We start from the raw sequence: 19,505 nt of genomic DNA, 5'->3' as shown, positions 1-19,505 counted from the left end.
AGCGCGCTCGGCAAAAGTAGAGTGCGAGAGAGGAGCGGACTAGATTCTTAAGATGGAGATGGTCGAGGGCGGAGATTGTGGTGGAGAGTAGTCTGGACGTTCGAGCCATCCGGTGACAATAGAGTCCGGATGTACCAACTCAAAAGCAGCCAACCAGATAAAGGAAACTACAATCGGGTGGAATACAACTGCCTTCGTGTCGAGCGCGTTATCGTGTACGCTCGCCGGAGTCTTCTGGCAGCAGCCATGCGATGCCGGCATTTCCATCTGCCCGCATTGGCTCTTCATCGCCCGGCAGCACGCACGCTCCTCGGTGTTCATCTGAGCATCGGGAACCATGCAGGCCATCGCTGGAGCCAGGCAGCTTGCCAGCAGCAAGACCAATGCACCGAATTGGCGGAAAATACGCACGATCAAGATAAGACTACGTCCTTACGGCTTTCGAGAGCAAATTTAGGCTGGGATTATGCGGAGCGATCTGGTGCCGGAGCGCCATTCCCAGCGGTCTTCGTGGTGACACTCCGCATAATCGCGCCCTCCACATAATGGGCTATATGGCCAAACGTGTTCATTAGCCGGTTGTAGAGCTTCTTGGTGAACAGCGTCTCCTTCCATTCGCTTTCGATGAAGTGCAGGAGCGTGTTCCCGAACTGCGCCTTTTCCTCGGCTGTCGACCATTGTGTTGGGGTGAACTCGGACGCAAGAAAAGGTCCTTTGGGCATAACTCTCCACGCAAAGAAAAAGAGCCAGCCGAAGCTGACTCTCTTTCCTGCCTTTGTAAGGCCATAAGCTGGCCCGTTGGAGCTGTTCTCCCGATGGAACTGTAGCACGTGGCTGACTCGGGTGAACACCTGGGATTAGCCGAAGAGTCGCATCTGATCCCCGATGACATACCCTGTCGGCCACAGAGGCTCTTTCTTCTTCTTCGGCTGCGAATGCACCAGCACAGGCCCAGGAGCGGGCGCAGCGGATGTTTTGTGGATACCAGCGAACAAATCGTCGGTGTCTGTATCCATCTCGAACGCAGGAAGCGAAGGAGCAGCGGGTGCGGCAGTTAACTGTGCAGCCCGTTCTCGACGCAATTCACCCCAGACGGCATCGGCAGATTCGCCCACGCCGCCTTTCTCGACCAACTCACGCGCCATCGCGGCAAGCATGTCGTCATCGGCATCCATCGAGTGGAGTCCTTCTCCGGAGAACTTACCTTCCATCATGAGCGCCACAAGCATCTTCCTGCCCATCAGTCGAAGGCAGGTGCGCTGTGTTGTCTCGTCATAGATAAGGAACTTCACCCGGACATCGAGCCGCTGGCCGATGCGCCATGACCTGCGCGACGCCTGCCGCAACGTGTGAAGCGAGTAACCCGTCTCATAGAAGTAGATCGTCGGGAACCACAGCAGGTCGAGTCCAGTCTCGACCAGCTTCGGATGGGCGATGATGACTTCCGCTCCCTCCTTTACCTGCTTCTCATACCATTGCTCTCGCTTGAGAGTGGGTACGCTGGAGCGCAGAACGGCAACGCGAAAGCCTGCCTGTTGCAGCACGCTCTGAAGCCGTTCTGGGACATCGTGTTCCCCAGTGAAGGTTGCAAAGACCTGGCACCGTCTGCCCTGTCGCAGTTCTTCCCGAATGTCTTCGATTAGCTTACGTTCCTTCGCGTACAAATCGTCCTTCGGAAGATCGGGCGCGGTCGTAACGAGAAACGGCACGAGTCGATTGACTTTGGGATCGAACCGCTTGCCCCAGATCTCTCCGATACCAAAAGGATGATCCGGATACAGCATCAGGCGGTGCAGCATGAGACTCATCAGGCTGCGGTTCCCGCGGTTCGCCTGGAGTGCCTTCTGGATGTCTTCCTGAATCTTGGTATAAGCCTTGCGGAGTTCTGGATCGAGGGCAACCTCGCAGACGCTCTCCTCATAGGGCGGTAGAAAGTCGGCAATGTCTTCAAGCGAAACAAAGACAGTCGAGCTCATTAGGAACTTCCCGAAGAGCAGAGGCGAAGCGCCTGGCTTCTTCGAGAGACGCACCGTGCTTTTGGCGGAACGAGTGCAGGCCTTGTCGGCGTCCGGGATCTTCTCGATCGCCTCAAGCACTCCATAGGTTGACTGGAAGTCAGTCTGCCCCTGATTGCCTGCCTCGTAACCGGCTTCTACCATCTTCCAGGGCTCCATCCGATAAAGGATGTGGAAAAGGTCGGACGCATACCCTCCCATTAGGGTGCCGGTGTTTCCGATGAGCTTGCGGGCACAACGCCGCAGGACAGAGAGATTATTCCCTTGTGCGGTGTCGTTCGCGAGTTGGTGCAATTCGTCGGCGAAGGAGTAGTCGAAGAAACGTTTCATGTAGCGGCCAATGTACTCAAGCGGCGCTACTCGCTGAATCTTCGATCGGTCCGCCTCCCACAAGGGAGAGTAGTTGGTTGTTCCGCCCGGGCGCATGATCTGCTCCGAGTACTTCACCTCGTCGAAGTCTGCTTTAAGGAGATGGCCACCTTCCGGGTTGGGAACGACCGCGCCTGTATCTGGATTCGTGACGCAGGTACGCGAACTCCCAGACTTCGGAACTGTATACGCATGCTTCCAAAAGTAGCTGAGTTTGCCGGTCTCCTTGCTGACGATGAAGTATGCCGGACCAGAGCACAGCTTGCGCCAGCCTTTGCGTTTCATCTTCCGCAGCTCTGAGACGCTCGTCTTGAGACCTCTGGCGACGGCGTGTCCATTGCGCATGCCGACTTCCACGACACCGTGTGGTTTGGAGGGATCACCGCCGTTGCGCAGATCATAGATGACGAAGGCGCGCGCTCGCGGGACGGTGATGAGCACCTCGCGGGCCCACTTCAGTACGAGATGGGGTGGACACATGACCAGCGTCGAATAAGGCTTGCCGTCCGCATGGGCGTGGGCAATCCCGATGGACATCAGAGTCTTCCCGGTCCCACATTCGCCAACGAGTCGGACCGAGTCTTCCATTTGCAGGTACTTCGCGGCTCCCGTGATTGTCATCGCCTGGGCCGGTAATGGCTTTCGCAGAAGACCCTTCAGCGCGGGTGCGATAGGATCCTTCGGACCTTGCAGCGGCGGATACATCTCAACGATGCGTGTCCCGAGTTCTGCACTATAGGTGCGAAGGTAATCATGGTAGGTATCCACTTCGGCCTCCAGGCGGCTCTGAAAATGTTGAAGGCCGGCTTTCGCCGGCCCGTCTGATGAGCAGTTACTTTGCGCTTCTGTACCTCTCAAGAGAGGATGGAGTTATCGGGGAACACTCCTGTTGAGACTTCGCGTCTGTACCAGTCGCTGGTGTAATGCGGAGAGCTGTTCGACGGTGTCTGCACCCGAGACAGGTTCATCGCTGCCTAACCAGGGAAATCGATCCTCAAGCAGTACGAGCACCATCTCAGCAAAGGTCTTGGGTTCGTTGAGTGGCTGTTGCATAACACCTCCTAAGAACTCATGCCCTGCGCCAAGACGTCTTTCACTTCAAAGGACGGCCAGAGGATAGGTCCGTTCTTTTCGGGAAAGGGCAATACTTGGGTGGAGCATGCTTGACCGATACGTTCCAGGAGTTCCTGGCGTGTAGCGTGAACGACCGCAGGGGTACAGCCGATTCCTGCCAATGAAACGAGCTTGTTCTCCTGGCGCAAGGTTTTAAGGATATTGGTGCCCCAGCGAGGATCGGCAGGAAGCCCCTGCAGACTCACCAGCGTCGCCCATGCCAGATCCTCAGCGTCCTCATTGAGCAGAAAAGTCCGGCCGGCGCCACCATTGGCATGAAGCCATGAGGAGACCGCGACGATATGACGCAGGGATTTCTTTTGCTTCGGCAGGTTGAGGTTTCCCTTGTAGCAGGTGGCGTCTGAGCCGAAACCGATTCGCTGCTTCTTTCCATCCGGAAAGATCAGGTCGAACCGGTGATTCTCCTGAATGGCAGCCGTGACCGCTGCAACCTCCGCATCGTTCCCGAAGTAGCTGAGAAGATGCGCTTGTTCGTCTTCGCCGACGTACTGCGACACGTGGACGAAAATGTGCGTCTGCGTTTTGACAGAGCTTCGCTGGTACTCAAGCCGCCCGAGCCTCAGATGTGCGTTCTGCATCCTTGTTCTCCTTCTTTTTCTCATCGGTGAGCACCAGCGTCCGTCCGTCCTCATAGACGAGTGCCAGTTCGTTCGAGAACCGCTCTCGCTTGTGCACTTCGGTGAAACCGTCGATCTTCTCTTCGAAGGTGGTGACGTACTTCACGGTCCTCCATCGAGCGATGTGGCGTTCTTGTTCAGTACCGAAGACACCGTTAAGCAGACCTGCCGTACAAAGCAAGCCAACGTGTCCCCCATGCAGAGGAGTGATCGGCCGCCCCACAGAGGACTCTTCCTTCGGAAGAAGAAAAGAGCGCGTCTTGTTCCATGCGGCCGATGACAAGACGAGGCCTTCTACTTCGTCCAGAGGAAGCCCTCGATAGAACAGCTCTGCGGAGGCAGATGGGGGCACGTTATAGGGCGGCTCTTCGCCCGTAAGAAGAGGCAGGGATTTTTGCCAGATCGTCGATATGAGGAACTCTCGGTTCTTCTCATAATCCGCGCCGCTGACACGAGTGCGCACGGCGATCAAGGCGACCTGATCAAAGCGCTCTGATTCCGGGTCAGTCAGTCGAAATACCTGAAACCGGCTGAATGCGTCGGACAGAAGATCGGTGCAATCCTCGAGTTGAGCGTGAGGGACGACCATGAGCAAGATGCCACCCGGAACAAGCCAGCGAAACGTTCGCTGCAGAAAGAGCAGTTCCATGCGCTTGTTACCAAAAGCAGCAACCTCGGAGTCATAAGGTGGATTGAGGTAAAGAAATGAGAAACTCCCTGATTTAGCCTGCACATCGAAGAGATTGCCGTGAACGGTGGTGATGCCCGCCTCAGTCGCACGCTGAGCTCTGTCCGCGTCCAGTTCGATTGCGAATCGCTCGACGATAGCTCCTTCCGTAAGCTGATGGAGCGCTGCGCCGGTGCCGGCACAGGGATCCAACACAGAAGCTCCCTCAGTAGGAAACTTCAGCAAACCTCTGAGACGCTCTCCCTCCGATGGTGGAAGCGGATAGTATCCGAGTTTGATACGAGCAACATTGCGCATAGTCTCTCCATGCCTGCATAGGGATGTTGTGGTGCGGGTCCATTTTGGGCACACCGCGGATTGACCCAACGGAACGTCTTTTGGGGCATGTAAAGGCGAAGGCCGCGCATAATGGCGGCCTTCTTATCCGTGTGAATCTTTCCGATAAAGGGGTTACGATGAGGAAGGCTCGAACGCGCTCGTCGAACCACAAGGGTACTGCGGCCCAGAGACAGATCAGTCGAAGTCGTCGAGCCCTATTAAGTAATGTTCCGGGCCGCCAGCTTCGAGAGCACGTATCAGGGCCTTCTGTTCAGCCGAGCGAATCCAGTTGTTCAGGTCCCGCCCGCTCCAACCTCTGCCATCGGACAAGTCGGCCAGCAGGACCGCCCCATCTTCGAGCGGAAACCCGAGCTTCTTGCCGCCTAGGAAAATCGAGATCAACCGTGTACGGCTGTTCCTGTCCGGCAATGGAATGACCAGAGTCTCCTCAAACCTGCTCCGTACAGCCGGATCGATCGCGTCAGGCCGATTGGTTGCTGCCAAAAGGAAGACATGACTGTCATGAATCTGGATCCCATCTATCTCCTGGAGGAGTTGCCCCACGATTTCATCAGTCAAGGGATCGCCTCCGCCGACGCTCGATCGGTTAGGGGCGATGATATCGAGTTCGTCGAGAAACAGGATGGCAGGCGAATTCGATCGCGCTCGATCGAAGAGTTGTTTGACCCGATTGCCGCTATGTCCAAGGAAGTTGGCTTTGACGTCCGCAGTCGTCGCCGCCACGAACGTCAGTCCGCTCTCGTTTGCAAGGGTTCTTGCAATCTCCGTCTTGCCCGTCCCGGAAGGACCGTCGAGGAGGAGTGCGCGAGGAATCGACAAACCTTGTGCTGCCCATTTGTCAGACTCTCGCAGGAGGTTGCAAACGAGCTTCAGTCGGTTCATCGTGTTCGGATCGATAACTAATGTGACCCATCGGGACTGGGGCGAAACCTGAGTATTACGTCCCGTTCTCCGCTTACCGATCGCAGCCCGCAGGTGTTCTTCCCCGGCTATTTCCGGATGAGCGGCACGTCGCGCAGCACGGGCAAGTTCCTGAAGGTCTCGACCGCTCATTCCTTGCGTCAGAGGTCCGAGTTCGGGAGACAATGGGAATTCGATACCCGCATCCTTTAGTTCCTGTTGGAGGATGAGAATGCGGTTCTCCTCTGAAGGCAGACTGATCTGCATTTCCCACCCGAATCGAGAGAGAATGGCGTCGTCCAGGAGATCCCTGCGGTTGGTCGCCCCAATTACCCAGACTCGAGAGCTTTTATCCAGGCCGTCCCATTCGGAAAGAAAAGCCTGGACGATCTCGGTAGAAATTATGTCTGTCTCAGCGGCGCCCCGGCGTCCGAGTATTCCCTCACACTCATCGAGGTAAAGAATAGATGGCTCATTTCGTCGAGCCTCCTCCCATATTTCGCGCACTTTGCGTCCACTTCCTCCAAGGTGATCCAGCTTGAGTGTCGCTGGCGTCAGATGCTGAAAGTTGCAACCTGCGGTCTCCGCGATGGTCTTTCCAAGTAGAGACTTTCCAACTCCAGACGGTCCAGTGAGAAGCAACCCGTTTGGCGCTGCCGGGTCACCTCTCTCGAAAAGTTCCACTGCGCGGAGTATTTCAATTTTTTGCGCTTCAGGCAGATGAAGGTGATCCCAAACTTTCACTGAGTTTGTTATTCGAGAGAGGGCATTTTCCTCTCTCGCCAAGTTCCGCTTCCGTGTGAGTAGGCTCAGAAACGGCGCAAACTGAGTTTCGATCAACTTCAGGTTAGGACCGAATTCCTTGGCGACACTTGCAAATACTCCGGGCACGACCGGATCAGTGGACCATCTACTGCCGTCTGGAGTATCGACATAAAACGTATCCAGCGGTACACATTGTCCGCTGGGGGTCAGAGCAAACAGGCAAACACTCTTCCATGAGATTCCAAGATAGGGCTTTCCAAGCTCATAGAAGTGGGTATGGTCAGAAGCCTTCAATGTACTAGTTTCATACGCTGTAGAGCGTGGACCGAGCTTCACGAACTGGAGGGGGTCATGAGAGAACGGAATCAGAATCTCGACAATCGCATCGGCCATAAATAGTCGCTTGGCGTCTCGTGCAAGATGCTTATTTCCATTCCATTGTGCCCGAAGCGGCCCTTCAAAGCGGTCACTAGCTATCCGTAGGAGGCGATCCAGAAACGAGAATCCTCCGGCGCAGAACTTCTTCCAATTGAGTTCCGCATCCGGGGTGGAGGCGGTTGACTCAAAGCGAGCAATCTTAGCCTCTACCTGCACCTGCCGGAGTGCCCAATACTGTTGTGAAGCAGTCGTCAAAGTAGTCGACTCCCGAACAATACCTATATTGTAGGGCGATTGGGCATCTTTTATCAGCAATGAGGCAGGCATATGAGGCTCCCTTCGGATTATGCGGCGCTTAGCCGCTCCAAGGCGAAAATCGGCACGATCTGCGCTGCGACGGGGCACCAGGATCAGGACTGGGCGGAACTCCGCCAATCATGGCTGCGAGTGCCAGAATCGCTTCGCTCCCGCACACTCCACAACGGTCTCTCCGGGAGTTCGAGACGGTTTCACAGTTTTCGCAGTAGACTGCATGTTCGAGGGGTACGCTCACGAAGTTTGGTTCGGTGCGAAGCATCTGCACGTTGCGCATGGTTCCTCCAAACGAAGAGGGCGGCTGGTCGCCGCCCTTGGTTGGGATTTGATTGAAACGACTTGGCTATGCTGCATTTTGGGGCAACAAGGATTCGAGTGTGTCGACGACAAAGCGCAATGCGTCGAGGCTGGGAAGGTCGTGTACGGCATTCAACTTCAAATGCTGGAGTACCGCGTCCAGTTGCTCTGCACCGCGGCCCGATGCGAGATGGCGCACGCGGTCATAGCCGCGTGCAGCCGCTTCCATCCACTTGAGCGCGTCTTTCTGGCGGTTCGCATTTGGGATCAGCCGAGCATCATGGGAGAAGCCGGCTCGGGAGAGGATCTCCGTATAGACGGCACTTCCCAACAGCTTGCGGAAGGCTTCGATCTTCCCGGTTAGTTTCGGGTCGATCGGCCCTCTTGGCTCTGCGCCATGCTCGATGATGACGTCCGGTGGCAATGCCCATAACGGCAGAGCCGGAAAGCGCTTTGGCATTCCGCGACGATCAAGGTCCACCCAGCGCTCGGAGATGCGATAAAGATAGCGGCCGAGACCGAAGCAGCTTGATGCCCGTTTGAAAGCCTGCGCTTCCGCAGACGTGACAGCCATAGAGCTGTCGGCCCATTCCTCCCCGTTTCCGGTATGGACGCCGAGTCGATGTATGGTCAGGATGCAGTTGACGAGGACCTTGCCCGTGACGACTTCACGGCCGTCAATCCTCCTGACCACATTCGGGACGGCGGCCAGGTTGTACGTCCGGGACCATCCGGCAGGGGTGAAGAGCTGATTCAAGCGGTCGGTGTAAGCGCGTGGATCGACGTATGGCAGAACTTTGCCACGGCGACCTCGCTGTCCTTTCCGAACGACACGCCACTTCACTTCAGAAGGCGAGAACGGTGTTTCGAGAAGGGCAAACAGCTTCCGTTGCTCTTCGGCAGAAAACTTCCTTGGAGTCGGCATGTGATCTCCTTTTCAACTTCAGCAACGCAGTGATCAGAACGGAATTTCATCAGCGGTGATCTGCCCATCCGGGATGTGGGCATAGGAAGAGCCAAAATCTTCCGGATCCGCTCGATAGTCTTCAACGGTCGAACGCCGCTCACCGTGGGAGAGCAGGACGAGATTGAGGACCATGACCTTCGTCCAGTACCGCTTCACGCCAGCGTTAGTGTCGTCCCATGAATCCGTACGCAGCTTGCCTTCGATGAAGAGCGGAGTGCCAACGCGAACATACTCGGCGATGATTTGGGCGGTTCGCCCAAAGGCGACGAGGCTGTGCCATTCTGTGTGATCCTGCCATCCGCCTTGACCGTCAGGCCGGCGTTCATTGGTTGCGAGAGAGAGCTCGGCAACGGTGCCACTCCGAGTATTGCGAACCTCGGGCTGCTTTCCTACATTGCCAAGCAAGACGACTTTATTGACGGACCTCGCCATGAGGACCTCCTGAGGAATGAAATTGTTGTTTGTTTGCTGGTTTTCCTACTGCTCGCCCGAGCTTGCCGCCACTTGGGCGAACTTCGTGGTATCAAAACGACTGGTTCTCTTGTTCCAACAACCCAGCGAGTTCTCCAACGCTTATCTCTGCATTGTTGGGCGTGAGCTTCCGTACCGAATAGCCGGCGGCGCGTGCCTTCTGCCGGAACTCGTGGAACTCCAATGGCGTCAGTCGTAAGCTCCCGGTTTCGGCAAAAATGCGGTTGTATTCGCGTTCTGCCTCAGGGGTATCGGGAAGGATGCTCGTGAAACCGTCGCTCCCGGTCATGTAGCTGAAATCGGCTTTCATCCTGGATGTCCTCGAAACCTGCCACCGGATCGTCTCCATGGTGACAAGCTATTCAATTTGGGATGGGATCGAGTTTCGGCTCGACAGAGACCTTCACTGCATCCCGCCCGCGCAGTTTCCGGGTCTTGATGCGGCCATCTGCCGCGGCCATGCGCCAATAATTGTTTGTCTTCTCCGTCGCTACCTTTGTCCCGTCGCCGTAGGCGTGATAGATAGCGTTCAAAAACCAATATCGTGCCGTCGAATCAAGTGCTGACAAGCTATCGAGAAGACTCTCTGTGGTGCAGAGTCGGAAGGATTCATCGCCGCCACCGTGACGCACCAGAAGATATACGCTGGAATACCACTGCACGACACGGTAGTGGTGGCAGTGGCTGTCGAGTCCTCCGCAACGGCCTGCCTCATCGTGGAGAAGACTTTGCCCCTCCAGAAGTTCAGGAGCATCGGGTCTACGAACCATCGGCGCATCATTCGGCTGCCACTTGTAGCCGAACTCACCGTTCACTGTAGGTTGATCACAGCAGCACATAGAATCGTCCCTTCTTCGTCAAATGACGTGCAAAGTGAACCCCACCGCAAAAGGTGGGGTAGGTGATCGTTCGGAATGTCCTTCCGTCCAGAAGTTTTACTTTGTGTGGTCAACGAACCGGTTGCCTACAACATTTGCCTGGTCTGACTCGACCTCGGCAAACATCGTCTCGGGCACGTCGATGCCGAGGCCTTCCAGCACACTGCGGTAGTAGCTAACTTCCTGCAGGTGTGTTCCAGCGTCCTCGTCGTCAAGGTTTGTGTAAAGTGGTGAATCCTCCTCGCCGCCACGAAACACTGTGCAGAAGACGTAATCGAGGGGACGATCATAGCCAAGCGTGACTGTGACTAGCTGTCCAACGCGGTCCGTCGTGCGAAACACATGCTGAGACATCGTTGCTCCTCTGTAGTTCTGTATCAGACCGATGCGAGCAGGTTCCGTTGCGTGCTTCGCGCAACGGCAACATGCACATGCTTGCAGGCCAGGCAGCTTAAGGCATTCGTAGCACTCTTCACTGCATCTTGGAAGCTCTTTGGAATCTCGCGAAGTTCGCCGCCTTCCGAGTAGAAAGACGGCGTAATCGTACCCCGGAGCGCACGATTCTCCGGCGCCCAAAGGTCAAGCGAAAGAGTGCCGTCGCGTCCACGGAATAGAAGGACAGACGTGATTCGGGGCTTGGGCAATCCTTCTTGCGGAGTAAGTGTGTGCCGCGTAACGGCAAGTTCGTAGGTCCTGCCTATACGAAACATCTCAAGCCGTATGAACTCGGGCGCCACGACCACAGCATGTCGGCCATTACCCGAGATTGAATCGATCGGCTGCAACCACGGCATAGGAGAGCCGTCGATGTCCAGGTAAGCGCAGTATCGCCCCATGTCCGAGACAGCTCCGCCTGATTCCACACCGCGTAAAACATATCGCTTCGCTAGATGCTGGTGCTCTACCGAGATGGAGGTCTGACAGAAGATACCTCGCTTCTCGAGCCCTCGAAGTGCGGAGCGGCCAAGCGGAATGCCGTACTGGACATATGGGGAAGGAGCTAAGGTGTTCTTGTCAGCCCTGTTGGTTTTGTTTGCTTGCATCGTCTCGCTCCTCCCTATGCCATCTGCTTTTTGCGGATCGGTTGACCCAGCGCGAGTCGGATATCATCCGCACTGCAGCCAGCCCAGCACTTGTAGTAGCGCGGGTTGGCGATCTGAATGGCGAGATTATCTCCCGACTTGTCTTTGCCAGCCTGCCTGCACGATGGGCATGGTGCCCACCAGTTACGTCGATCCTTTGTGCGTGGCCGCACATAGTCGAGAATCCGGAACTCCTGTTGTCCGTCTCGAGCTGGACGAGGGACGTACGGCTCATGTACAGGAGGCTTGTAGTTCTCCGGCAGAGTCATACCCTTAATAAAGGTGTGGAGTTCGGCCTCAGTGAGTTTCTTAAGGCCGTTCAGATAAGCCAGCTGTGGCTCTGGCTCAGTCGACGCTTCGTAAAACCAATAACGCCGGTTGGTCTTGCGATGAACACCGAGCGGCGCCCGAAGTGCGTTGCCATACTCACCGTCTTCCACGGTGTCCTGTTTTGGAAAAACCTCGATGCCTTGCTTTAGACCGCCGCCGACTATCGGAACCCCCAGGCGGAGGGCAAGGTTGTAGATATAGATACGGCATTCCGCAGCGAGCAAAGGCGTCTCCGCAAAGATCCATAGATGACCGCCTCGGCGCGATTGCTCGATGGCAGCCTCTACACCGTCCTGCTTGAGTTCCCACTGAAGTTTGAAGAGGGCCTCGACAGCGCCATCGAAGTCGCCGTCGATCGCCACCCACTTGCACCTCTGTGTCTCTGGATTGATGGCGTAGAGGTTGATGGTGACATCGCCGTTCAGATGCATTCGCACGACATCGTTATCGAGGGGTTTGGGTTGTTTGGTCGTCCAGTCCTTCGCCAGGAAGTATGGGACCTTTCCATTCGGTAATGGCTTGTGAGCCTGCATGCCGAAGGCACGGCGATTGACGAAGAGCCGGATGAAGTCGCTCGCGGTATCGCGGGTTACACGGAAGTTGGCGTACACGAGGTATCTCCTTTCTCCAATCTGGGGAGGTTTTATCCCGGCTTCACAACTCGGTCAAATTTCCAAGGAAACGGCGAGCCCAGTGCATGAGGAACGCACTTGCTCGCCGATTCCGGCTTGAGGTGGATGGTTCAGGCGGCTTTCTGCTTCGGCACGGCGACGACTTTCAGCGTGGGCGACGGTGGCTTCGGCAGCAGAACGGCACGGCGGACTGGTGTATCCGAGCCACTGCAGATGATGCTGCCGTGAAAAGCGAGACAGCGATTGATGGAGCGGATTCGACCTGCGGACAGACGCATAGCGGCTTCTCCTTGAGAAAGAAGTGGGTTGATTGTTGAGTTGTCAGGTTGGGCCGGAACTGGGAAGGTTAGGCTCGGCCGGCAGGAACTCGGTCCAGAAGGAGACCGGGCTGGTCGACGTAGTGGAAAAGCTTGTACTCGCAGAAGGCTAGATCGAACTTCTCTTTGCTGAACTCACACTCGCAGGCTTCGAACGAAAGCATGTACCAGACCTGACGAATGCGATCCAGCACATAGATGGCGCCGGAGGTAAGGTCGCCAGGTACCATCTGCAGGAGCATCACGCCTTTTTGGGTTTGGATCCACCGAGTGGCGATGGCTTCACCAAGTTCGAGGAAGGCATTGACGTCCTGATCGATAGAGTCCTTGGCCTGGTCGTGCCAATCCATGAGGGGGTAAGCGAACATCTTTCCGAGACTGCGGGTCATGAGTTCTCTCCTTTCTAGAGGAACGGGTTGTGGGTGTTGGGTTTGGTTGGCCGCCGATAGCGCAAGGTCTTGTACCAGACATGCGCCAACGAGAGAGCAATGCCGAGCAACGCCAGAATCAGCAACCAGTGCAAGATGGGCATGCTGATGCTGTTGCGGAGGCCTTCGAGGGCGGACTTCACGAAGACGAGGGTGTCCATCCCCGTGAGGAAGACGGCGATGACGATCCGGGTGAGAAAGTAGGTGGGCAGAGTGGAGGTGTGACGGTGCGTCACCTCCGCAACAGGTGACGGAAGAGAGGACATGAGTTTCTCCTTGGTTGAGGGATGAGGGGAACAGGGGGCTGCGTGGATAGTGATTACATCGCGGCTCACGCCGCGGTCGATAAGCTGGCCGCGACTGAACCGTTCCGGGAGAAGTGTTTGCCGTGGATGTACTGATCCGTCAGGAGCGGGAGCCCGTCATAACGGTCAGGCGCTTGCTCCATAAGTTCGTACATGTCTTCATCACTCTCCAGGCGAGGGAGGTGACGGACATTCGGCATAGAGGGTCGTGTCCGTAAGCAAGTTGCGAGCCACACACTGTCAGTTGTGCCAGCCGACCTCTCTAGCAAGACAACTTCTGAACACGACAACGCTCTTGCTCCCAGAAGCACTGACCGCTTCACAACGCTCCCGTTGTGATTACCGAACTGGTAACGGATGAGCCGACCGCGATCTTCGTGCGTGTCCGCGATGACAAAGCAGTCGGTCGAATACGAGTAGTTGAGGCCGAGGTCGAACACCTCAACCTTGAATAGATACAGCATCAGCATTGGGTGGCCTCCAGAAAATGCGTTGGTGCAACCGGCGTAGAGGCACGCCGGTTGGCTGTTGGGGAGAGTGGTGAACAGAGCGACGGGAGAAAAATGTGGGAATGAAATCGGGACTCAATTCCCGAAAGCCAGGGGGACTGCCAGACGGCAGCGTTAAGGTGGGGCATGGCGGTGGAAACAACGAAGGAGAGTTGGGGGGATTGCTGCTTAGAAAGGAAGACACCCCTGGGCACTACGGGTGTCGACCACAGACTGCGCCGCATCGGTGATCTGCACCAGACTGCCGGTGGAGCGCATCGTGAAGCCGATCTTCTTCTCCAATTCCAAGACAGCCTGGAATGCTTCAGGATCGCGCTGGCGGATAGCTAACAGATCGGCGTCCGTCGAAAAGATGCAGAGACGGCATGACAAACGGCGCAAATAACCGCCAGTAGTTCCGTCGTTATGGAAATCAGGCACGTACACCGGGTGGAGCGGAATAGTGTTCTCACGGTGCCACGCCAGCACGTCAGATAGAGTTTGTCCGAAGATCGGAAACCAGTTGTAGACCGTGCGAGTCCGCGTCGTCAACGACGAATTCAATGACAACGGCTGCAACTTCGAACGCGGCCGAGATTCTTCTGAACGAATTCCCATGCAGTTAAAGATCAGCCGATACGGAAGCGTTCGAATGTACTTCTCGATAGGCCCACGTTTCAAATCCGAGGTGCATTGCCGGTATTGCGCCGACGGAAACATGCCACGCTGCTCCACCATCTCGAGATAAGTACGGTGGGGGTTACGGACAACGGTGAGTGGAACATCGAAATCTGCACACCGGGAGCGTGCGAAGTCCATAGCCGATATCGGATGTTGATGTTCGAATCCAGTGTCGGCCATCACCGCAAGGGTGACGACATTGGGAAAGTTCTCACGAGCAAAACCGAGCATGCGAGTAGAGTCTTTTCCGCCGGAATGATTGATCATAAACGCGACGGAACCATAGAAGCGCGCAACAAGGCGCTTCACTTCATCGAGTGAGTGGCACATCTACTACCTCCGTTGTCAGATGAGTTCTGTGGGGCGCAGTGACCGAACAGGCTTCAATTCGCAAATCCGTTCACTTTTCACTACTCAGCCGAAAATCAACCCAAAACAGAGGGATAGTCAGATCGCAAACGCTTGAAAGAATGAGGGGTTACGAGGACCAAATCTGCTCAATCGCACAGAAAAGGCTGGCTATCGGCACTCAGTTGGGTTTCAATCGGCTGGCTATCGGTTGGCAACTGGTAGTCAAAGGGCTGGCAAAAGCATCCCGGATTCAGCATGTGTGACCAGCGCAGCGTGTTGAAGGAACTCACCAAATGATGTGACTGCGGGAGCTGGACTGATCATCATCACGGGAGTGATGAGAAGATCGTGACGAAAATCTTCGCTCAGTGCTACGCCGATGGTCTTCTTCACGCCGCGCAATTCGATTGCAAGAACATGCGAGACGTCGTGGTTTGAGGTGAGATAAAGAATCGCATTTGCCATCTTGTCTGCGTTCAGCACCTCTCGAATCTCCCTGTATCGTGCCGAACTTTTGATCGTTCGCTCGTACTCCAGGGCGAGCCTCCGTGTCCCTTCTTCGGTCCGAAGGGTGGCGAGCGCATCGTAATCCTTCGAGGCGCCGCCATAGAAGACAAGGTTTCTGGATGTCACTTCGAGCTCGCTTTGCCAGGACTGGAGCAGTCCTCCCTCGCGCAATGCCAGCCGGGTCTCGACCAGTTCGAGCGCATGAAAGACCTGCGTTTCGTTCAGAATGTGGCGGCCAGTCGACGGAAGCGAAATCAATGTATGCCCGCGCATCTCGAGATAACCGAGGCCGAGCGTCGTGATTCGATAGATCGGCTGGCGAAAGAACTGGCTCGATGTCATGCGCGAGACAAGCTCGGCCTGTTCCAGACGGGTCACTCTCCATTGCACGCTGCGGCGGTGCACGCCGCTTCGTTCCCCGGCCAAGAGACGGTGGAGTTGGTTGAGTGTGATGGCTCGTGAGTTCCGAATGTGGAGCAGGACAGGAAGATCGTGCTCGTCGGAAATGGCAATGCAACCCTTGCGGTATCTCATGGCTGGCCTCCAGAAATGGAATCTGAAAGAACCAATCGTGAGCAATCCTGGGAAAGCTTCCAAGGGCCGATGTCGCTTGCGATCCAGTCGTCTGCGCCCATGAGCGCCATCACTTCGTAGCGATCATGGCGCAGGCTGACAGAGATCAACTGCGTACCATTGCTCATCCAACCTGGACGGCTAAATCGAATCGTACCGCAGATCTGTTCCGTGAAGGTCACGAGATATCGTTCGGGTTCTTCGTCTCGGCCGAGCCGGCGGGTGGCCAGCAAATGCATTCGGTCGTGCATCCGGTTCGGTCCTTTGCACTCGAAACTGCTGCCAAGGACGCGATTGGGAAACTCAGGGTTGAAGCCGCTGGATCGATTGAAGCGAACCTGTCCCGGATAGACCCAGCAGAGGCGTAACCGGTTCCCATACTTCAGACCGGCCGAATTGAACCATGCAGCATTGCGCCGAAAACAAAAGCGGTCGGCCGCGTCCAGCGGACGCGCCGACCACCAGTTCGTACCGAGGCCAACTATGCGGACCCGCATGGCTCCAATCCTTCCACCAGCTCCTGCACCAGTACCCGCGTCATCACGTTGCGTTCGGGACCATGTGTGCGATAGAGGAACCAGATCTGAAAGTAGAAACGCTTGGGAAGTGCCATCTCTCGCTGGTAGTACAGCTCAAGACACCGCCCCAATTCGGAGATCAGGACCGCAAAATCAATCTCTCGATCATCATTGGTCTGCATCTTCTGGATCGCATATTCGCGCCAATCCGGAGCGCCATCTCGTCCTGTGATGTTCTCCCGGTAGTGGGTCCACAGAGCGAAGTAGGGGTTCTTTGTCCGCAGGTGTTCCTGCAGTTCCTCGATCACTCCTCGCGGGGTGAACTGGTACATGGGCTCGCTTCCGGTCGATACTCCGGCGGCAGCCGTCATCAAGAACTGGATCGCGTCTCCCATGATGCTGTCGTTGAGAGTCTCCATCTCCTTGGTTCTGTCCGGCTCATGCAGAGCGGAGATACGCTCAATCTCGGAAGAAAAATGCTGCGGGAACGGCTTTGACCGGATCTCATAAAACTGCTGAAACAAGCCCGTGCGCCCCATGGCGAGAGCAAAAGGAACGTCTGCTGGCGGAACTGTAGTGCGCACAAACGCCAGCCATTCATCCTGATTCCGGAAGTCATTGGGTGTTTTCACACAATCCTCCTACGCACCTTTCAGCGTCTGATTGCGACGCCGTTCCTGCTCTAAATCGAGGGAAACCTGATTCAGGCGGTCTCTAAGGTTGCGTTCTGAATTGCGGAGCGCCTGATTTTGGCCTTCCAGGAATATGGCTTTTTCTGCCAGCTCACCGGGAGGCAAAGTGCCGGTCTCTCCTGTGGAGGACGGCGACTTGGGCGCTGCCGTCTTTGATTGTACCCGACTCTTTTGTCCGGGCTGTGTCCGTATCGTCCCATCAGAAATCGGAACGTCCCGATTCTCTTCCTCGATGACGGGAGACACTGCAGTGAGAGACGAGTTCTTCGCCTCCACCAGGGCGTTGTAGAGTCCCGTGCGGCGAACGATCTCTTTGCGGTCGACAACGCGGCCATTCCATAGCTGGGAAATAAGATTCGCGGCGATGATCTCCCGCTTATCCTGCGTGCGAAGGACGAGCACAAGTGCTGCGGACGCTCCGGCAAGAAGTGTGAGACTGACAACATTCGACCAGAAATAGAGATTCTGGATGGTAGCGCCGACAACCTCGCTTCGTGCGTTAGCGGCAGAGTCGCCATAGTCCTTATTGCCTGGGTTGATCTTTCCCAGGGCATAGTCGATGACACCCTGGGAGCGCTTCGCAGCCGGATGGGATGGTGCGGCCGGTTGTGGGGACTGTGCTGCGCAGACGGACGAAACACATAGAGTGAGGCCGAAAAGCGCCGTATGATATACGGATCTCATGCTTCCTCCCCGGTCCAGAAACTCGCCAATGTACCGGCGGTCCTGCGGCGGCCGCGACGCGGCTCGTCACCGCTGAATCGCAAATTGGCTCCAACTTTGGGATCGATGACATCCTGCATTCGTGGATAGAGCAGGGACTTCATCTCCTCCGGCCGGTAGGTCAATGCTTGGCGAGCATGGAGGTGAGAGTGCAGTGTGCCCTCCCGTGAATCGACCATAAGAATTTCCAATTGGCCGACCGGCATGTTCTTGATGTGTTCTTCGCGCGATCTGGTCTCACGGAAGTCACTCTCGTTGCCGGTGCCGGTCTCTGTGTACTTCTGGCTGAAGACCCCGGTCCTGCGGACGGCCAGGCTGCGGCGCTTACGGAGGACACGAGACGATGCTTTTAGGAACCACTGGGCGGTTGACTCGTCCGTACCATTCATGAGCATCTTGGTTCCCGGGGCTGAGCATACTTCCTCGGCAAACGCACGGCTCACATTCTCGAGTTGCGGCACCGCCTGAAAGGAAAATAGAAAGGAGACACGAGCGCCCCTGGCGGTCTGCAGTACTTGCGGAAAGTCGGGATCCGCGTAGCGTGCAATCTCGTCGCAGATCACACTGAGGATAGGCTCTTCCTCCAGGTTCAATGTCAACATCTGCTGGTAGCGCTTGCCGACCATGAGCCGGATATTCTGAAGGAGAATCTTACCGAGAGCTTCGCTGGCCCGTTTATTCTTGTTCGAGTTCAGCGAGATGACGAGGATGAGGCTCTTATCGACAACATCCTCAATCGTGAGCATGTTCTGGTAAGAGCCCGTGACGATAGAAAGGTCGTCCTCGAGGAACGCAAGCAACTCATTGAGCAGGCCCTGAATTTTGGCGACTCTCTCGCGGTCAGCGAGGGATTTGCGGATCACCTTGACGGACATCTCGAAGTTCATTCGCATCGTCAGGGATATAGATGTGCTGCTTTCGATCCTCTTCTGCGCAATGCCAATCTGCTCGTTAAGCACCTTTTCGTCCAGGGCCATGACGAGGACATCGCGCATGTTAAAGACCTTGCCGGTGTAATAGAGAATGCGGACCAGATCCGATAAGTACGCTTCCTGATGTCCGGCAAAGAAGTCTTCGCGCATCCCGAACGAGCTGAAAATGAAGTTAACGTGCTCCTGGTAAAGCGAATCGGGACTGTAGAGCGGGTTGTACGACCATGACTCCTGCGGGTTGGAAGGATCGATCAGCCGCAGATCTTCCATGCGGCCGGCGGCCTCAATGTGCGGTAACAGCTCCTGGACAAATGCCTGGTCGCCCTTGCCATCAAAGATAATGATGGGCATGCGTTTGCCGTGGAAGGTACGGTTCACATCCTGCGCAATGATGCTCTGCAAAAATGTCGTTTTTCCAGCACCCGTTCCGCCGGCGATCACCCCATGCTTGAGCCGGACGGAATCCGGCCAGAACCACGGTTCGCCGTGAACGTTATACCCAAGCAAAGTGGTGCCTTCGTCGTGGGCACGGCCAAGATTTAGCTCCTCAACGACGCCCGGTATATGTAAAGCCGGATGGGGCCATGCTTCCTCTCGACGCACCCGTCTGCCTACGAGGTCGGAGAGAATGAACCCTGCACCAAATAGCACAATGGCGAGATCGAGAAATAGTTCGAGACACTGTGAGTTGCGAAGGTGCAAGCGGGACACGCCGACATACCAAAATGCTGCAACAAGAGCGCAGACTCCGAGAACGACGATCCCGGCAACATCCTCAGCACCCCGCGGCGACTGTCTACGGTCGTCATACAT

General features: G+C 56.0%; 24 protein-coding genes. All 24 read right to left on the bottom strand.

All coding sequences use genetic code 11. The annotated features are described in order from the left end of the window. Window positions 1-39: 39 nt before the first annotated feature. The gene (locus OHL19_RS05400) at window positions 40-417 is read right to left on the bottom strand and encodes a hypothetical protein (protein ID WP_263356588.1); all 378 of its coding nucleotides are present in this window, start codon (window positions 415-417) and stop codon (window positions 40-42) included. A gap of 47 nt (window positions 418-464) precedes the next feature. Beyond that, on the bottom strand, window positions 465-722 hold the full coding sequence (locus OHL19_RS05395) for a hypothetical protein (RefSeq protein WP_263356587.1): 258 nt from the start codon (window positions 720-722) through the stop codon (window positions 465-467). 135 nt (window positions 723-857) lie between these two features. Next, entirely contained in the window at window positions 858-3,152 is a 2,295-nt protein-coding gene (locus tag OHL19_RS05390; protein WP_263356586.1) for a helicase-related protein, read from the bottom strand. A 102-nt stretch (window positions 3,153-3,254) separates the two neighbouring features. Continuing rightward, complete coding sequence (locus OHL19_RS05385) at window positions 3,255-3,437, bottom strand: hypothetical protein (protein WP_263356585.1); 183 nt, start codon at window positions 3,435-3,437, stop codon at window positions 3,255-3,257. An 8-nt stretch (window positions 3,438-3,445) separates the two neighbouring features. After that, a complete protein-coding gene (locus OHL19_RS05380; protein WP_263356584.1) occupies window positions 3,446-4,096 on the bottom strand; it encodes a hypothetical protein in 651 nt (216 codons plus the stop codon). Continuing rightward, window positions 4,062-5,120, bottom strand: coding sequence for a class I SAM-dependent methyltransferase (locus OHL19_RS05375; RefSeq protein WP_263356583.1), 1,059 nt, complete (start codon window positions 5,118-5,120; stop codon window positions 4,062-4,064). Before OHL19_RS05375 ends, OHL19_RS05380 begins: the two co-directional genes overlap by 35 nt. 216 nt (window positions 5,121-5,336) lie before the next feature. After that, complete coding sequence (locus tag OHL19_RS05370; protein WP_263356582.1) at window positions 5,337-7,532, bottom strand: AAA family ATPase; 2,196 nt, start codon at window positions 7,530-7,532, stop codon at window positions 5,337-5,339. A 331-nt stretch (window positions 7,533-7,863) separates the two neighbouring features. After that, a complete protein-coding gene (locus tag OHL19_RS05365; protein ID WP_263356581.1) occupies window positions 7,864-8,742 on the bottom strand; it encodes a Rad52/Rad22 family DNA repair protein in 879 nt (292 codons plus the stop codon). 33 nt (window positions 8,743-8,775) lie between these two features. Continuing rightward, window positions 8,776-9,216, bottom strand: coding sequence for a single-stranded DNA-binding protein (locus OHL19_RS05360; protein WP_263356580.1), 441 nt, complete (start codon window positions 9,214-9,216; stop codon window positions 8,776-8,778). A gap of 91 nt (window positions 9,217-9,307) precedes the next feature. After that, a complete protein-coding gene (locus tag OHL19_RS05355) occupies window positions 9,308-9,565 on the bottom strand; it encodes a hypothetical protein (RefSeq protein ID WP_263356579.1) in 258 nt (85 codons plus the stop codon). 52 nt (window positions 9,566-9,617) lie between these two features. Next, window positions 9,618-10,070, bottom strand: coding sequence for a hypothetical protein (locus OHL19_RS05350; RefSeq protein WP_263356578.1), 453 nt, complete (start codon window positions 10,068-10,070; stop codon window positions 9,618-9,620). 120 nt (window positions 10,071-10,190) lie between these two features. Next, complete coding sequence (locus OHL19_RS05345) at window positions 10,191-10,487, bottom strand: hypothetical protein (RefSeq protein ID WP_263356577.1); 297 nt, start codon at window positions 10,485-10,487, stop codon at window positions 10,191-10,193. A gap of 23 nt (window positions 10,488-10,510) precedes the next feature. Continuing rightward, window positions 10,511-11,176: a hypothetical protein gene (locus tag OHL19_RS05340; RefSeq protein WP_263356576.1), complete on the bottom strand. Its 666-nt coding sequence runs from the start codon at window positions 11,174-11,176 to the stop codon at window positions 10,511-10,513. A 14-nt stretch (window positions 11,177-11,190) separates the two neighbouring features. After that, the gene (locus OHL19_RS05335; RefSeq protein ID WP_263356575.1) at window positions 11,191-12,156 is read right to left on the bottom strand and encodes a TOTE conflict system archaeo-eukaryotic primase domain-containing protein; all 966 of its coding nucleotides are present in this window, start codon (window positions 12,154-12,156) and stop codon (window positions 11,191-11,193) included. A 131-nt stretch (window positions 12,157-12,287) separates the two neighbouring features. Next, a complete protein-coding gene (locus tag OHL19_RS05330; protein WP_263356574.1) occupies window positions 12,288-12,455 on the bottom strand; it encodes a hypothetical protein in 168 nt (55 codons plus the stop codon). Between the two features lie 68 nt (window positions 12,456-12,523). Next, window positions 12,524-12,883, bottom strand: a complete 360-nt coding sequence (locus OHL19_RS05325) for a hypothetical protein (protein WP_263356573.1) — start codon at window positions 12,881-12,883, stop codon at window positions 12,524-12,526. 14 nt (window positions 12,884-12,897) lie between these two features. After that, window positions 12,898-13,188: a hypothetical protein gene (locus OHL19_RS05320; RefSeq protein ID WP_263356572.1), complete on the bottom strand. Its 291-nt coding sequence runs from the start codon at window positions 13,186-13,188 to the stop codon at window positions 12,898-12,900. Window positions 13,189-13,253: 65 nt separating this feature from the next. Continuing rightward, window positions 13,254-13,382, bottom strand: coding sequence for a hypothetical protein (locus OHL19_RS05315; protein ID WP_263356571.1), 129 nt, complete (start codon window positions 13,380-13,382; stop codon window positions 13,254-13,256). Between the two features lie 522 nt (window positions 13,383-13,904). Next, the gene (locus OHL19_RS05310; RefSeq protein ID WP_263356570.1) at window positions 13,905-14,705 is read right to left on the bottom strand and encodes a phosphoadenosine phosphosulfate reductase domain-containing protein; all 801 of its coding nucleotides are present in this window, start codon (window positions 14,703-14,705) and stop codon (window positions 13,905-13,907) included. Between the two features lie 264 nt (window positions 14,706-14,969). Continuing rightward, on the bottom strand, window positions 14,970-15,788 hold the full coding sequence (locus OHL19_RS05305; RefSeq protein ID WP_263356569.1) for a hypothetical protein: 819 nt from the start codon (window positions 15,786-15,788) through the stop codon (window positions 14,970-14,972). After that, window positions 15,785-16,324 carry a hypothetical protein gene (locus OHL19_RS05300; RefSeq protein WP_263356568.1) on the bottom strand — a complete coding sequence of 180 codons (540 nt, stop codon included), beginning with the start codon at window positions 16,322-16,324 and terminating at the stop codon, window positions 15,785-15,787. The genes OHL19_RS05305 and OHL19_RS05300 overlap by 4 nt, the downstream gene beginning before the upstream one ends. Further along, entirely contained in the window at window positions 16,309-16,977 is a 669-nt protein-coding gene (locus OHL19_RS05295) for a hypothetical protein (protein ID WP_263356567.1), read from the bottom strand. Before OHL19_RS05295 ends, OHL19_RS05300 begins: the two co-directional genes overlap by 16 nt. 9 nt (window positions 16,978-16,986) lie before the next feature. Then, window positions 16,987-17,721 (bottom strand): hypothetical protein, encoded by a 735-nt coding sequence (locus OHL19_RS05290; protein ID WP_263356566.1) that lies wholly within the window; start codon window positions 17,719-17,721, stop codon window positions 16,987-16,989. Continuing rightward, the gene (locus OHL19_RS05285) at window positions 17,718-19,505 is read right to left on the bottom strand and encodes a type IV secretory system conjugative DNA transfer family protein (RefSeq protein WP_263356565.1); all 1,788 of its coding nucleotides are present in this window, start codon (window positions 19,503-19,505) and stop codon (window positions 17,718-17,720) included. Before OHL19_RS05285 ends, OHL19_RS05290 begins: the two co-directional genes overlap by 4 nt.

The sequence above is a fragment of the Acidicapsa ligni genome (assembly GCF_025685655.1).
In the GTDB taxonomy this organism is placed as follows: domain Bacteria; phylum Acidobacteriota; class Terriglobia; order Terriglobales; family Acidobacteriaceae; genus Acidicapsa; species Acidicapsa ligni.
This window is presented reverse-complemented; position numbering and strand designations above follow the sequence as displayed.